15 protein-coding genes are annotated in these 14,738 nt (G+C 43.3%); 10 read left to right on the forward strand and 5 right to left on the reverse strand.

Features of this window, described 5'->3' with window-relative positions; translation table 11 throughout:
* Nucleotides 1-78: 78 nt before the first annotated feature.
* The 9 genes from VB732_RS09160 to VB732_RS09200 all read left to right on the forward strand — a co-directional run bounded on the left by VB732_RS09160 (nucleotide 79) and on the right by VB732_RS09200 (nucleotide 7,568).
* On the forward strand, nucleotides 79-1,602 hold the full coding sequence (locus tag VB732_RS09160; protein WP_323230509.1) for an acyl--CoA ligase: 1,524 nt from the start codon (nucleotides 79-81) through the stop codon (nucleotides 1,600-1,602).
* 40 nt (nucleotides 1,603-1,642) lie between these two features.
* On the forward strand, nucleotides 1,643-2,032 hold the full coding sequence (locus VB732_RS09165) for a hypothetical protein (RefSeq protein WP_323230510.1): 390 nt from the start codon (nucleotides 1,643-1,645) through the stop codon (nucleotides 2,030-2,032).
* A 101-nt stretch (nucleotides 2,033-2,133) separates the two neighbouring features.
* Nucleotides 2,134-2,304, forward strand: a complete 171-nt coding sequence (locus VB732_RS09170; protein ID WP_323230511.1) for a hypothetical protein — start codon at nucleotides 2,134-2,136, stop codon at nucleotides 2,302-2,304.
* 169 nt (nucleotides 2,305-2,473) lie between these two features.
* On the forward strand, nucleotides 2,474-2,782 hold the full coding sequence (locus VB732_RS09175; protein WP_323230513.1) for a hypothetical protein: 309 nt from the start codon (nucleotides 2,474-2,476) through the stop codon (nucleotides 2,780-2,782).
* A 12-nt stretch (nucleotides 2,783-2,794) separates the two neighbouring features.
* Nucleotides 2,795-3,193 carry a hypothetical protein gene (locus tag VB732_RS09180; protein ID WP_323230514.1) on the forward strand — a complete coding sequence of 133 codons (399 nt, stop codon included), beginning with the start codon at nucleotides 2,795-2,797 and terminating at the stop codon, nucleotides 3,191-3,193.
* Between the two features lie 354 nt (nucleotides 3,194-3,547).
* Complete coding sequence (gene cobJ, locus VB732_RS09185) at nucleotides 3,548-5,272, forward strand: precorrin-3B C(17)-methyltransferase (protein ID WP_323230515.1); 1,725 nt, start codon at nucleotides 3,548-3,550, stop codon at nucleotides 5,270-5,272.
* Nucleotides 5,273-5,560: 288 nt separating this feature from the next.
* Nucleotides 5,561-6,211, forward strand: coding sequence for a GTP cyclohydrolase I FolE (folE, locus tag VB732_RS09190; protein ID WP_323230517.1), 651 nt, complete (start codon nucleotides 5,561-5,563; stop codon nucleotides 6,209-6,211).
* 325 nt (nucleotides 6,212-6,536) lie between these two features.
* Entirely contained in the window at nucleotides 6,537-7,028 is a 492-nt protein-coding gene (locus VB732_RS09195; protein WP_323230519.1) for a DUF4174 domain-containing protein, read from the forward strand.
* Nucleotides 7,029-7,211: 183 nt separating this feature from the next.
* On the forward strand, nucleotides 7,212-7,568 hold the full coding sequence (locus VB732_RS09200; RefSeq protein ID WP_323230521.1) for a hypothetical protein: 357 nt from the start codon (nucleotides 7,212-7,214) through the stop codon (nucleotides 7,566-7,568).
* 400 nt (nucleotides 7,569-7,968) lie between these two features.
* On the opposite strand, the gene VB732_RS09205 is transcribed toward VB732_RS09200, so the two are convergent.
* The 3 genes from VB732_RS09205 to VB732_RS09215 form a co-directional block, all read right to left on the reverse strand.
* Nucleotides 7,969-8,316: a cupin domain-containing protein gene (locus tag VB732_RS09205; RefSeq protein WP_323230522.1), complete on the reverse strand. Its 348-nt coding sequence runs from the start codon at nucleotides 8,314-8,316 to the stop codon at nucleotides 7,969-7,971.
* Entirely contained in the window at nucleotides 8,313-11,207 is a 2,895-nt protein-coding gene (locus tag VB732_RS09210; RefSeq protein WP_323230523.1) for a glycerol-3-phosphate acyltransferase, read from the reverse strand. Before VB732_RS09210 ends, VB732_RS09205 begins: the two co-directional genes overlap by 4 nt.
* A gap of 359 nt (nucleotides 11,208-11,566) precedes the next feature.
* Entirely contained in the window at nucleotides 11,567-11,707 is a 141-nt protein-coding gene (locus VB732_RS09215; RefSeq protein WP_041565237.1) for a hypothetical protein, read from the reverse strand.
* 342 nt (nucleotides 11,708-12,049) lie between these two features.
* On the opposite strand from VB732_RS09215, the gene gatA reads away from it, so the two are divergent.
* On the forward strand, nucleotides 12,050-13,510 hold the full coding sequence (gene gatA / locus VB732_RS09220; protein ID WP_323230524.1) for an Asp-tRNA(Asn)/Glu-tRNA(Gln) amidotransferase subunit GatA: 1,461 nt from the start codon (nucleotides 12,050-12,052) through the stop codon (nucleotides 13,508-13,510).
* Between the two features lie 117 nt (nucleotides 13,511-13,627).
* Here gatA and VB732_RS09225 read toward each other — a convergent pair whose 3' ends face one another.
* Nucleotides 13,628-14,083 (reverse strand): helix-turn-helix domain-containing protein, encoded by a 456-nt coding sequence (locus VB732_RS09225; protein ID WP_323230525.1) that lies wholly within the window; start codon nucleotides 14,081-14,083, stop codon nucleotides 13,628-13,630.
* 250 nt (nucleotides 14,084-14,333) lie between these two features.
* Nucleotides 14,334-14,543 (reverse strand): hypothetical protein, encoded by a 210-nt coding sequence (locus tag VB732_RS09230; protein WP_323230526.1) that lies wholly within the window; start codon nucleotides 14,541-14,543, stop codon nucleotides 14,334-14,336.
* Nucleotides 14,544-14,738: the final 195 nt, after the last annotated feature.

The following is a 14,738-nucleotide window of genomic DNA, read 5'->3' on the forward strand; positions in this document are numbered from 1 at the left end:
TCTAAACATTGTTTAGGCGTGGCGTGTACTTTATTCTTAAAACTGATTGAATCATCTGTTGACAGGGCGGAAAAACTAATGAACTTATTTGAGCTTTTAGCAGGGGAAGACAATCATCTAGCCTTAGTTACACCTGGGGGGCGATCGCTAACCTATCAGCAATTGCGCGAGAATATTCTTGGACTAATATCTCAACTTAACAGATTTGGATTGAAACGGGGCGATGGCTCCGCCAACGCCAAGGGCGAACGCATTGCCATTGCCATGACTAACGGTACACCAATGGCTATTACCTTTTTGGCTGCCGCCCTGTGTGGCACGGCTGCACCCTTAAATCCCAAATACAAACAAGACGAATTTGCCTTTTACTACGAAGATACTCAAGCAAATGCCCTGATTACCTTGTCTGAGGAACCAGAAGCAGCGATCGCCGCCGTCACACCCGATATGATGGTGATTAATGCCAAGGTAAACACTGACGGCACATTGAGCTTTGAATTAGTCAAAACAGGCTCAAAACCAATTGAATCATCGAATCCAGCACCACCCAACGCCGACGATCTGGCGATGATTCTCCACACTAGTGGCACTACCAGCCGTCCTAAGCGTGTGCCAATTCGTCATCGCAATTTAATCGCTTCAGCCAGCAACATTATTACTGCTTACTCACTCACAGCAGCCGATACTACACTTTGTTTGATGCCCCTGTTCCATGTTCACGGATTGGTGGGTTGTTTGCTGTCAACCCTAGCATCGGGCGGCACACTAATTTGTCCTAATGGTTTTAACGCCCTGGAGTTTTGGAAACTGGTCGATACCTATAAACCTACTTGGTACTCCGCAGCGCCAACTATGCACCAGACAATTTTGGCCCGCGCTAGCCGCAACACAGAAATTGTCCAAGCTAATCCCTTTCGTTTCATTCGCTCTAGTAGCGCTTCCTTGCCCCCGATTATTATTGAACAGTTGGAGGCAACTCTCAATGCTCCCGTGGTGGAATCTTACAGCATGACTGAAGCATCCCACTTAATGACTACCAACCCTCTACCGCCAAAAGTACGGAAACCGGGTAGTGTCGGTTATGGTTTTGGTGTGGATGTCGGCATTATGGACTCCGAAGGCAACCTATTATCTCAAGGAAGCTTGGGTGAGGTGGTGGTAAAAGCACCAAATGTCATAGATGGTTACGAAAATAACCCAGAAGCTAACGCCACAGCTTTTGTCAACGGTTGGTTCCGTACAGGAGATCAAGGTACTGTGGATGCAGACGGCTATCTCCACTTAACTGGACGCATTAAAGAATTGATTAATCGGGGCGGGGAAAAAATTTCTCCCTTAGAAGTGGATGATGTGTTGCTGCGCCATCCCACCGTCGCCGAAGCCTTAGCTTTTGCCGTCCCCCACAAATCTTTAGGTGAAGATATCCACGCTGCTGTTGTCCTCAAGGGAGACGCTAGCGAAAAAGAACTTTTAGCTCACTGTTCAACCATCCTGGCAGACTTCAAAGTTCCGAAGCAAATTCACATTTTGGATCAACTACCTCGTGGTGCTACCGGGAAACTGCAACGGTTAGCTATGGCGAAATTGCTTAACATAAGCTAAATCAACGATACACTAAGGAAAATTCCTTGAGGAAGCGTCAATGGCACGGTCAAACGGGGTTCAAACTGAAATGTCTGCACAGGAATTGCCTACAATCTCAGATGAAGATACAGTGACAATTGAAGATTTACCGGAACAAGTAGAGGATGTGCAGGATATTGACGACATCTTGAACTCACTCAAAACTTTGCTGAGTAGCCTAGAAAAGCTCCAAAAAGTTCGGCAGGAAGTGGGTGATATCAAACCGTTAATTGGGCGGATGCTTGATGGCGAATTAGTTGCTGGTGAAGAACTTGAGCAACTTAAGGCAGGTGTGAGCAGTCTTTCTCGTCTTGTTAAGGCTTATAATGACCATCAAATAGCGTTGGCTAAAGCCCAACCTGCAAGAAATTTGCTAGATCAAGTCCTTAAAGAACGGAAAGCTAATTGAAATAAGAAGCAAGCGATCGCATTTCCTGTAAAAAATGCGATCGCCTTCAGAACGCAGTAAAGCAAAAATTTATTCAGAAAATTGTCATATTGTGTGTAGATATGCAGAATGTCGTGTTATGTGAGGAAGACGACATCACACGCTTAGGAGATGCCCGAAAAGAACCAGCCAAAAATAGCGATCGCTTCCAACCATCTCAAACTACTCAAGCAGCAGAAGCTTCTCAACCAAAACTTTCTGCCCACGGTGAAAATGAGAACAGTCTAACTTAGTTTTCAGCCGGAAGTTCAACAAATCATAGCGAGGTTCACCATCTGGATGACTTGCCCTTGGTGGGATATCGAATGCTTCGATTGGACAACCACCAATTGTGGAATCTGGAGTTACCTTAAAACTCAAGCCCGGTAACTCAAGCCGCTTAACTATAGCAGTATTAATTTAATGGAAGCTTTACCCGATAACTGGGCAGATATCCAACCTGATATTGCATATTTTTCTCCCACTGGTATGCTAGTTTCATTTGCAGAGTCACAGATAAAACTAGGATTAAAATATGATCGTAAAGGCAAACATTTAAAAGCCATTGAAAAAGGGCAAGTCTCCCCTCGTGGTAATGTTGGGTTGGTGGCTTCCCAGGAATCCGGCTATGATTTGAAATCTAAAGTCTTAGGTAAAGGTGGCGATCGCCGATTTCATGCAAAATTTATTGATGGTGTCTTACATTTCCCTGGTTTGGTAACAGAACATTAAACCCATATAACTATGACAAGACTCGAATTAAAAAATCATCAAGTCTGGCGAGATTTAACTGAAATATTAGAAAATTTAGATACCAACATTCTTGTTCAAGAACATCTTAACCAATGTGATTATAAAGTATGCGGTTACTGGGATGAGCAAGATGAATATTATGAAACAATTACGTTGCCTCGTCCCCTAGAAGCAAAATTAGTTAGCAGTTCTATTGGTGTTACTCACGCTGAACGTTTTTTACAACTAAAGTTTTCACTTATAGCTGATGGTGCCGATGTTACACAAATGCAAAGTAATCATACTCAAAAGATTGGTGAGTTAGTTCTTGTTTACAATGAAAGCTTGGAATTTATTGATGAAAATTGGCTTTTAGATATCGATAGTTTTAGTAAATCAGGAACCGATTGAATTTTAGTTATTTAATATTCCCCTTAAAAGATATAGCGTTTCCTAGTCTGCTGAGGTACAAATCTCTGCGTACCTCTGCGCTTTACTTCGCGTCCCTTTGCGTTTCAAAATATTATCTGTACCTCACTTAACTGGTAATCGCTATAAGAATTTGCTGAAAACTGATTTAGGCACTTTAGCTTGCCTTTTTTCTGGCGATGGTTTATTCGATCTCGATGAGGGTTAGTACATATTACTGAACTCAGTTAAATTCTAAAACCTAATATGGAATAAACCCAAAATAGGTTTTTGAGCATACATATCTCAATCTATGCTTTCATTTGAAGGATATCAAATTTTGCAAGATATCTACTTATGATGAACGTTGCACCCGCCATTGTAATACTAGGTCAAAATAGCGTGACAGTCGCACGCAAAATAATCAGCGTTCTACCAGGAGCGAAACTATACGGTTTAGCCGATCGCACATCTGGAGTTGATGTCAGCTTTACTAACTTTGGCGAGACGTTACGCGAATTATTTGCCCAAGGAACGCCGCTAATTGGCATTTGTGCCGCCGGCATTCTAATTAGGACGCTAGCTCCTGTACTCTCAGATAAACAACAGGAACCACCAGTGCTAGCTGTGGCTGAAGATGGCAGTGCTGTTGTCCCCCTCTTGGGCGGACTTGGTGGGGTAAATGATATGGCCCGTCGCATTGCCGAAGCCCTTGATGTCAAGCCTGCAATTACGACCACAGGCGATTTACGTTTGGGTACAACGCTGTTATCTCCTCCCCCCGGATACCGTTTAGCAAACTCAGACGATGCGAAGAAATTTATCTCAGATGTGCTAGCCGGGGCAAAAGTCAAACTAGAAGGAGTAGCGCCTTGGTTAAGCCATAGCAAACTACCCATAGATTCACAGGGAGATTTGACCATTCAAGTTACGGAACGTTTGGTGACTCCTACAGGCAACTGTCTTGTCTACCACCCAGCAACGATCGCGATCGCAATTAGCGCCCCCATTGATGATGCAGTCACTTTAGTACAGCAGCTACTAGCTGATGCCAAACTAGAAAAAGCATCAGTCGCTGGAATATTTGCACCCATCACCGCCGCCGCTAATCCCGCAATCCGCGCTGTTGCTAGCGCCTTGGGACTGCCTACCCGCTTTTTTACCCCAAATCAGCTAGAAAGACTGTTATCACAAGGTTATAGCCCCGCCCAAGCATCTGCGATCGCCGCGACAGGTACATCTCCATTATCTTCCTCATCTCCTGATGTTGCGATCGCCATTGCCCCTCAACCAATTGACCCCAATACCATCGGTCAACCACGCGGACGGTTAGCGATTATTGGCACGGGGCCTGGTGGTTCGCAATGGATGTCTCCCGAAGTGAAAGAGATACTGAAATCGGCAACTGACCTAGTAGGTTATAAAACTTATTTAGATTTAATTGGTTCTCTGGCTGATGGTAAGCAACGGCATGAGTCCGACAACCGCGAAGAAGAAGCACGGGCAAAAATGGCTCTTGATTTGGCAGCATCGGGGCGATATGTCGCTGTGGTTTCATCTGGCGACCCTGGTATCTATGCAATGGCAACCGCAGTTTTTGAAGTGTGCGATCGCTATGCCAAACCCGAATGGGACACTATCGATATTCATGTAGCTCCAGGCATTTCAGCTATGCAGGCAGCAGCAGCAGCCATTGGTGCGCCCCTTGGACATGACTTCTGTGCTATTTCCCTATCTGATATCTTGAAGCCTTGGTCTGCGATCGCCCAACGAATTACTGCTGCTGCCGAGGCTGATTTCGTCATTGCTTTCTACAATCCTGTTTCTAAAGATCGTACTTGGCAACTAGCAGAAGCGAGAAATATTTTGCTGCGACATAGAACACCGGATACCCCAGTAGTCTTGGCGCAGAATCTCGGTAGACCAGGACAGACGGTGAAAGTGATTACACTTGACCAGCTAGTACCAGCAAGCGCTGATATGCGGACAATTATTCTCATTGGTTCCACAAAAACTCGAACCATCAAACGCAGTGATGGTAATCTCTGGGTTTATACACCGCGTCGCTATACCGAACAGTAGATAGAATAAGCCCTTTCAAGGTGAGTAAAAAACTTGGTCAATTAATTCCTCTTTAAATTTTTCACTCTGTGTCCTCTGCGCCTCTGCGGTTAAAAGTAGTTTTCGAACCACAGGGGCATAGAGAACGCGGAGGAAAGATCGGAAATTCTATCGGAAGTTAGGTGACAAAATTTTTAACATAATTAAGAAGTGTAAAGTTATGTTACACTTGGTTACGAGTCAGGAATCGATCGCAACCGAAATCTGACACCAAGCTGATTTATCAAACCTTCCCACAGAACTGACAAAATGACTCTATCGACTCGTCCCGATCTAACTTCTGCCGATCAGGTACTGTCATCTTTAGCGACTGGGCAAAAAGAAACTGTCACAGAAGCTCAAATGATGCAGGCTGTGCGTACTTTGCTGATTGGATTAGGAGAAGATCCAGACCGCGAAGGATTAAAAGATACTCCGAAAAGGGTAATGAAAGCTTTACAGTTTCTCACCAAAGGATATCATGAATCATTGGATGAACTGCTAAACGGAGCAGTTTTTACAGAAGATGCCAATGAAATGGTATTAGTACGGGACATCGATATTTTCAGTTCCTGCGAACATCACATTTTGCCAATTATTGGTCGCGCTCATGTTGCTTACATTCCCAATGGTAAAGTAATCGGATTATCTAAGATTGCTCGGATTTGCGAGATGTATGCACGACGTTTACAAGTTCAAGAACGTCTGACGGTGCAGATTGCTGATGCCCTACAAAGATTACTCAAACCTCAAGGGGTTGCGGTGGTGATAGAAGCAACTCACATGTGTATGGTCATGCGTGGTGTGCAGAAACCTGGTTCTTGGACTGTCACTAGTGCAATGCGTGGTATTTTTGCAGAAGATGTGCGGACTCGTGAGGAATTTATGAATTTGATTCGGCACAATTCTAATTTTCGTTAAATAACTTTGGGTAAATGTAGAAACTTAAGTATTACCAGTTTTTAAACTGGTGTTTGCCCCTCAAAACCCAAACCGTTTTGAAGGGCAAAGTTTGAGTTTTTCTACGCTAGATTTTGATAAACCGTCAGCCTGTTATAGCTTGAGTGATTCTCACCAACCTACTTACCTAATAAGTAGGTAAACATAATTAATTACAGTCATTGCTTCATTTCGCTCGCAATGACTGTAATTAATTTTGCGTAGTTACTTACCAAACCATCAACAGATAGAGAAAAATTAGGGATAATGATAGGTTGAGAGCATAGAAAACAGATAAAAACCTATTGTGAATAATTCAGTATTAATTTCCTTGAGCCTATTAGCGTGTATAGCCCTGTCGCCAGTTAGCAAAGCTAATACTGTCCAAGGTTCAACCAATCATGCCATCAAAATGTCTTCATTTAACCTCAGTTCCCAAAAATGGAAGAGCCGTGTACTACTAGTTTTTGCACCATCTGCCGATAACCATACCTATCAGCAGCAAATGCAACTGTTGCAAAAGCATACCGGGGGTTTTGCAGATCGGGATTTAGTTCTCGTTCAGGTTTTCGCAACAGATGAAAGCTATGTCAATAGACAGCCAATAGATGAGTCTTCTGCTGCCAAGTTGCGCGAGTCCTTTGGGGTTGACAAAGAAAATTTCCGCCTGATTTTGGTGGGTAAAGATGGTGGTGTTAAACGCAGTGATGTTACAACAGTGCAGGCGACAGCAATTTTTGATCAAATTGACGCTATGCCTATGCGTCAGCAAGAAATGCAAGAGCGACGCAGAAAGTAACTAGTACTCGACCAACCCAAAAATGACGGGTGAAAGCGAGTCAGGGAGCAAGCGCGGTCTTCTCATAAAGTAAGGCAGAAGTTACCGGATGATACAACTGGCGATGTTCCTGATAAACGTTGACTTGCACTGTAAGATTTAATCGGATAACCTAAGCGATTAAGATTGTTTTTTAAGAAATCAATGAATAAATTCCTACTGAGTTTGCTTTCTTCTCCTATACTAATTAGCTCTATTCTCTCTATGGGAGTAATGCTCAATCAAGCACAAGCTATGGAGCCAGAACCAGCAGCCCAAAGCACAGACCGTCTATCTTGTATCCGCAATAAACATAAAGTGGGTTTAGTATGTGCAAGGGCTTCCGTATTGGCTCAAATTCCTAGCTATCAGCGCGAAATAGAGTTTTCTCAAGAAGATTCTCCCATGCTAGAGTTCAATGTCGAGGAAAGCGATGTGGCAGTCAACTTATTTAACTGCGATTGTCCTGCTTGTATAAATTCTTTACGTCAGATGCGCGGCGTGACACCCTTGGTATATTAGGATTTTGCAAATTTATCTTTGTTTATAAGCACAATCCGCAAACTTTTGTGAGGGCATAATAATATTGTGCCCTCAATGTATGTTGTATTAACGTGAGTTCGACGAGTCATATCATGTTCCACTTAATACTTATGTCATTGCGAGCGTAGCGCGGCAATCCCAAACCTTTGCGATTGCTATCTCTACGAGACGCTACGCGAACATTCCACTTCGTTGCATTCGCAATGACATAAGTATTAAGTGATTTGCCGAATATGACATCATATCATGTCCGCCCAAAAGAAAAAGACCTCTCCCTGGTTTTACTACGCAAAACCTTTCCCCCTCCGAGTCGGAGAGGGACAGACTTGAACTAAAGTTCAAGGCAGGGAGAGGTTTGTCGAACTCACATTAAAAATAATTACGCTGATTTTTCCACTCGCAAACCAAAGTAGGTCAAAACAAGCTCAGTTGAGCCACTATTGACAACTTCATGTACTTCTCCCGGCTCTATCGCTACGCAGTTCCCTGGAAGCAGGGGGTATTCTGTACCATCAATGTGAATTACTCCCGAACCAGCTTCTACAAAGAATACTTCGCACATATCTTGATGTGCGTGTGCTGGTGCGGTTTGTCCGGGAGCAAAACGCGCTTGAGAAAAGTTAGTTAGGTGAGGCAAATCGCCGAAGCGTAGCATCACCTTTTTCTTGATTTCGGGATTGTGAGAAACAGACTCTTCTGGCAAGTCTTTCAGAGAATTGGTAATCATTCTGGTCTTAAATCGTTAGATAATTCCACGATACCCCTAGACCCATCAATCCTTACTCGTTGACCATCTTGCAAAATCCATGTAGCACCTCGAACATCCATGACCGCAGGAATACCGTATTCACGAGCTACGATCGCACCGTGAGAAAGCCGTCCCCCAACTTCGGCAATTAGTCCTCCAGCCCTTAATAGCAAAGGGGCCCAGCCGGAATCTGTGTAAGGTACTACCAGAATTGTATCTCGGTCAATCTCTGGCACGTCTTGTAAATTTCGTAACACCTTTACTCGGCCTTCGGCTTGCCCGTGGCTGGCTCCAATGCCTTGTAAAATTTGGTCAGAGTAAAGCACAGAAGGAGCTAAGGGGTGAGGAGGTGTATTGCCGTAGACTAAAAGAGGTATTTGAATAAACTCGCTATCTTGGACAAATTGCGATCGCCTTGATTCTATTAATTTATCTAACTCCTCAATTAATCTAGAATCTTCACCCCCAACTAAACGCCGCACTTCATCAAAGTTGAGAAAAAAGATATCTCCGGTTTTCTGGAGTAAGCCGGACTTTAACCAAATCTTCTCTAAAGCGACAAAACTCCAACGCAATTCAGCTAACAACCGTGAATAAACTTCGGTAACTCGCCCCTTGATATCCACACGCTGTTGCACAAATCCTCGTTTGCGCTTACCTGCAAAGATGCTATTAATCGCGTCTTTAGCGCCTGATTGGGGTTCATTTCCCTGCATTAACTGGACAAACATCTGCTTAATCATCTGGGGATTTTCCCGCCAAGTGGGAACGGAGATATCAGTTCCCACTTCACTTAAATAGCCATAATCCTGAAGCAATTCATCAAATGCTTGCAGGATCTTTTCTCCCTCCGGGGTTTGCTTTAACTGCTCAAATACCTGCTGTGGTTCAAACTCACCCAATACTTGCTTGGCATCTGTAGCTATGGCACTGAGCGATCGCAATGCCGCCACTTCTGGAGTTACGCTATTATCAATTTGGCCATCCTTCACCCGAAAAATCGCCTGTCGCAGGGCGGCACTTAAGGGAGCTAAAATGCTGTAATATGTCCCGTGGCGTAGCAACTCTAAAATAAAGTCAATTCTGATTAGTAGCTGGGCTGGTTCTAAATTATCTACATTTTCCTGCGCCAACTGCGACAACCCAGGAATAAATCGTTGGTGATAATCCCGCTTGAAGTCTTTTTCTAAATTTAATTCCCGCTTCAGCAACCTCCCTAGTCCTGGCAAATTCTCCCAAGTTGATTGCAAGGACGGCTTACTTAATTTTGCTCCTCTAGTTAAAAATTCTAGACTTTCCGGCGGCAATCCCATGCGGAGAAAGATATCTCCTAAGAGGGATGCGTTAAAATACGCCCTGGAATAGTGCAGAGTTGCTGTTTCATTAAAATCTAAACCCAAAGCGCGATCGCCCAAAACTAAAGTAAAAAAGTCTCCCCAAACTCCACAAGTTAAAGGACGATTAATTGACCATGTTAATGGGTGAATTACTCCAGGAATCACTTCGGCGGCAATTTTACGTGTCCAAATTGGCAGTAGAGTAGTGATTGGTCGAGATTGCAATACCCAAAGCGTTTGACCGTCGTAACTCCATTCAATATCTTGAGGAGTGCCATGATAGCGTTTTTCGAGTCGGTGAGCTAAGTATGCAACTTGTTTGATTAATGCTTGTGGGACTCGTCCAGTACCCTCTAATTGTACAGAGGAAGATTTTTCTGCTTCAACGACAAAAGCGCGATATTGTTCTGGTGTGACTTTTCCCGAAACGATTTGCGTCGGGCTGCCTGGAAGGGCTTCAATAATGATTGCATCACCTTGTTGAGTAATGGGATCGCGGCTGAAAGCAACGCCAGAATATACACTTTGGACTTGTTGTTGAATTAACACAGCCATTGCTGTATCATCTGAGCCGCGATCGCGTCGATATTGGACAGCAGATGGATGATTGTAAGAAGCTTGAACTTGAGCGATCGCTTGCTGTAATGCCTCTGGGCTAGTAACATTTAAAACTGTTTCATACTGTCCAGCCGCAGAAGCCTGTTCTGAATCTTCGCCAATAGCAGAGGAACGGACTACCAAAGGGGATAATTCTGATGGTTGGAGGAATTCTGTCAACGCTTGCGGATCATCAATTGGGGCTAGAACCCATCCCTTGGGAACTGGATAACCCCAGCGCTTAATTTGGGATAGCGTAGCCGCCTTTTCTCCGACAATGGCAGCATCTAACTCTTCATCTAGAGAAACCATAGCGCGATCGCCGCGTAAAAATTCCAACATCGCTTGCGATTCGGTTTGCGCCTGTTGAACTGGTAGGTTCATATCATCAGGAATTTTTCTATAAATCCATCCCATTAAACCAGCTAAGGCGACAGCAGCAAGAATTCTTGGGATATCACTAATGTGCAAAATTGCTACAAACAACGGAAACAGAAGTAAAACCCCAAATTTTACCGTTTGTTTTGATTGCAAAATTGTGAAGCTAATCCCTGCAAAGAAAGAGACAAATATTGCCACAAGGGGATCATGTACGACAAATCCCCAAACAACATTTGTCGTACCTGCCCCTTTGCCTATCCAATATCTTCCAATTACCAGAGCGATGAGAGCAATCAATTCCCAAAACGATCCCTCTGGGAAGAAAACGCGGGTGAGGAAAACTGCCGCAATTCCTTTAAGTGCTTCTGACAAGACTGCCAGAATTCCGACAAACTTGCCGCCGTGGTAAAAAGCAGCTGATACACTAATGTTTTGTGTACCAACTTGTGATAATTGCTTCCTCGTCAGCGCGTAAGTGATCCATGAAATCAGGGGTAATCCGCCCAAGAGGGGGCAGATAATTAAAATAGCTAAAATACCCCAAGGTTCAAACATTCTGAATTTTTGATTTTAGATTTAAATTTTCCATCTAAAACCTCAAATCTAAAATCTAAAGTTTTTCTGAAATTTTTGATGGTTATTAAGAGGCTTTTAATAGAAAGAATTCAGGAGTCAGGAGTCAGAATTCAGAATGGATTCGAGTATTGCTAAAGGATGAACACAGGGGTTTAAAACGATTCAAATCATAGATTTAGTGGTCTACGATCAGGCGGTGGTTTGAATCCCCAAAGGAAAAACATTCTGGATTCTGGATTCTGGATTCTGGATTCTTCTTCAATTATTAGTCATGGAATGGACACTTGGCTACGACGGAAACCGTTTAAGACAAGTGCCCTTCTAGACTACTAATGGTTTTAGTTTAGCGCGTATGCAGCTTGCAGCGCCCAAATGATGAGAGCAGCGATCGATCCCAGAAGCAGCACGGTAGAGATAGTCACTACTTTTGGAGAATCTGCACCCTCAAATTTCATAATTCCTCGATTTAAATCGGACATAGCTTTGTAATCCTCTCTTTATTGGAGCATGAGACATTTGTCCGTTTTGATTGTAGTCCCTCTATTTACGGATCATGTTAAATTCCTAATATTATTTTGTTTAAGCCTCCCAATTTTTCCAACCCCACAATTACTTATTTCTTCAGAGGTATCAGTCTTATTTATCGATGCTGGCGAAGGAGAGACGCGATGAATCTTACAAAAGAGACGCGATTCATCGCGTCTGTACAAGAGTTATGAGAATTCTTTCCCCAATTCCCAATTTCCCATTCCCAATTTCCCATTCCCAACCCCAGCCAATATGTACTAAAATCAATGATTTGAGTCACAAAGAGAGCAATCATGGCATCCATCCGCGAGTTGCACCAACAGCTGGTTAAGAAAGAACGTTCTGCCGTTGAAATAACCCAAGAAGCTTTAGAGCGCATTCAAGCGTTAGAGCCGAAATTGCACAGCTTTTTATGTGTGACGGCAGAAAGGGCATTAGAGCAGGCGGGGGCTGTGGATGCAAAAATCGCTGCCGGTGAAGAAATCGGGCTACTAGCGGGCATTCCTGTTGGGATTAAGGACAATATGTGTACCAAGGGAATCCCTACCACTTGCGCCTCCCGAATTTTGGAAAATTTCGTGCCGCCTTATGAATCAACAGCGACGCAAAAACTGGCAGATGCTGGGGCGGTAATGGTAGGCAAAACCAACTTAGATGAGTTTGCAATGGGTAGTTCCACAGAAAACTCTGCCTACCAAGTGACGGCTAATCCTTGGGATTTGTCACGAGTTCCAGGTGGTTCTTCGGGGGGTTCTGCGGCGGCGGTATCAGCGCAAGAATGTGTAGTTGCTCTCGGTTCTGATACTGGTGGTTCGATTCGCCAACCTGCATCTTTTTGCGGTGTGGTGGGGATGAAGCCAACTTACGGTTTGGTTTCGCGTTATGGTTTGGTGGCTTACGCTTCGTCTTTGGATCAAATTGGGCCATTTGCAAACACGGTAGAAGATGCGGCAATATTATTAGGTGCGATCGCAGGTCACGATCCGAAAGACTCTACCAGTCTAAAAGTTGCCATTCCCAACTATGCCAGCAAATTCAAACCAGACTTCAAACCTAGAGGTCAGCTAAGGATTGGGATCATTAAAGAGACTTTTGGTGAAGGTTTAGATTCTGTAGTGGAACAAGCTGTTACCAAAGCAGTAGATGTATTACAAAGTTTGGGAGCAGAAATTCATATAGTTTCTTGTCCTCGCTTCCGCTATGGCTTACCCACCTATTACATCATCGCCCCATCCGAAGCATCAGCAAACTTGGCTCGTTACGATGGCGTTAAATATGGCTACCGCGCTCCTGATGCCGATAATCTGCTATCAATGTATACTCGTACCCGTGCTACTGGTTTTGGTACAGAAGTCAAACGCCGAATTATGATTGGCACTTACGCACTTTCGGCTGGCTATTACGATGCTTATTATCTGAAAGCGCAAAAAGTCCGCACCCTAATTAAGCAAGACTTTGAAAAGGCTTTTGGTGTGGTTGATGTGTTAATTTGTCCCACGTCTCCCACTACAGCATTCAAAGCAGGGGAAAAAACTACTGACCCCTTGAGCATGTATTTAACTGACTTGATGACTATTCCTGTAAATCTTGCTGGTTTACCTAGTTTAAGTTTGCCATGCGGTTTTGACGATCAGGGTTTACCAATAGGATTACAGCTAATTGGCAATGTGCTGCGAGAAGACCAATTGTTTCAAGTAGCTTACGCTTATGAGCAATCTACTACTTGGCATCTGCGGAAACCACAAATATCTTGAAAATGGGAATTAGGAATTGGGAAGAATAAATAACATTATCTCTTTCCCCCTGCTCCCTGCCCCCTGCCCCCTGCCCCCTGCCCCTTGTCCCCTTGTCCCCTACTCCCTGATTACTGTTCACTTATTAGTCACTATTGACTGTTGACCAATAACTTCTGGAGTCGGGGATTCAGATGTAATTTGTGATGGATTCAGTATATGTAAAAGACCAGCAGATGCAGCTACTAATAAAAGAATATAGGTGAGAACAAGGGATATATATGTATTTGGTTTATTGCCTGAATTCTTGTGATTATCGGAGTCTTGGCGGACTACATTGCTGATTAGAGTATGTGACAAAGCATCTCCATCCAGCCCTAAAGCATCTCCATAGCGACGGATGAATCCTTGAAGAAAAATCGGCTCAGGTAATTCTTCAAATCGTTCTTCTTCTAAAGCTTGTAAAACACCTGCTCGAATCAGGGTTTGAGCGGCTATTTCTTCTATGCGTATGGATTTTTCTTGTCTTACTTGTCGCAAGTGTGTGCTTATTTCCTTTAGCTGCTCTACTTGAGCTTGATTTAAGAGCGTCACAGTCTTCTCCTATATGGGCTAATTCTACTATTCATATAGTGAGATGACTTAAAACCGCATACGTATTTTTACCGAATAATTGATTTTAGGATATTTTTTAATCTGTAGCTAAAGTCTAGAGTTGAAAATTCTCAAGCTGTCAATACTTAGTACTTATAGTGTCAAAATAATTACGAAAAGCCTAGAAAGCTTTGGACATGAAAGTTGTAAGCTTGTAATTTATAATATAAGTATTTGCCGGACTGCTAATCTAAGCTGGGATAGTTAGAGCGATCGCTATAACCACACTCTTCATCGTTATAGCTAAATACGGTTTGGATAATTGGTATTTTAAGACGCGATGAATCAAGACGCGATTTATCGCGTCTCTACATGAGGTTTTGGGCTGTATTGCGGCTGTGTGTCTATACAAATTGGGTGCATCCAAAACACCAGCTTGTGTATCTGGATGCAACTTCATGCCAAATATTTGTTTTTTTAACCTTTCCCTAGCTGTTTCTTAACATTACTAAGATAGTTTGAACTTGGTAAATATGGATTAATACTATTAATTTATGTAGTCTTTTTTACTAAAAAAACAGGTTTTTTATGGTGGTATTGCGATCGCTCAAGCTGTGAAGTGCATCTTTGCGGTTAACTTTTTGTAATGCTTAGT

This window comes from Nostoc sp. UHCC 0252 (assembly GCF_034931145.1).
In the GTDB taxonomy this organism is placed as follows: Bacteria; Cyanobacteriota; Cyanobacteriia; order Cyanobacteriales; family Nostocaceae; genus Nostoc.

Coding starts and splice junctions, on each gene's coding strand:
- VB732_RS09160 (WP_323230509.1), top strand. CDS start 79: ATGAACTTATTTGAGCTTTTAGCAGGGGAAGACAATCATCTAGCCTTA.
- VB732_RS09165 (WP_323230510.1), top strand. CDS start 1,643: ATGGCACGGTCAAACGGGGTTCAAACTGAAATGTCTGCACAGGAATTG.
- VB732_RS09170 (WP_323230511.1), top strand. CDS start 2,134: ATGCAGAATGTCGTGTTATGTGAGGAAGACGACATCACACGCTTAGGA.
- VB732_RS09175 (WP_323230513.1), top strand. CDS start 2,474: ATGGAAGCTTTACCCGATAACTGGGCAGATATCCAACCTGATATTGCA.
- VB732_RS09180 (WP_323230514.1), top strand. CDS start 2,795: ATGACAAGACTCGAATTAAAAAATCATCAAGTCTGGCGAGATTTAACT.
- cobJ (WP_323230515.1), top strand. CDS start 3,548: ATGATGAACGTTGCACCCGCCATTGTAATACTAGGTCAAAATAGCGTG.
- folE (WP_323230517.1), top strand. CDS start 5,561: ATGACTCTATCGACTCGTCCCGATCTAACTTCTGCCGATCAGGTACTG.
- VB732_RS09200 (WP_323230521.1), top strand. CDS start 7,212: ATGAATAAATTCCTACTGAGTTTGCTTTCTTCTCCTATACTAATTAGC.
- VB732_RS09205 (WP_323230522.1), bottom strand. CDS start 8,316: ATGATTACCAATTCTCTGAAAGACTTGCCAGAAGAGTCTGTTTCTCAC.
- VB732_RS09210 (WP_323230523.1), bottom strand. CDS start 11,207: ATGTTTGAACCTTGGGGTATTTTAGCTATTTTAATTATCTGCCCCCTC.
- VB732_RS09215 (WP_041565237.1), bottom strand. CDS start 11,707: ATGTCCGATTTAAATCGAGGAATTATGAAATTTGAGGGTGCAGATTCT.
- gatA (WP_323230524.1), top strand. CDS start 12,050: ATGGCATCCATCCGCGAGTTGCACCAACAGCTGGTTAAGAAAGAACGT.
- VB732_RS09230 (WP_323230526.1), bottom strand. CDS start 14,543: ATGAAGTTGCATCCAGATACACAAGCTGGTGTTTTGGATGCACCCAAT.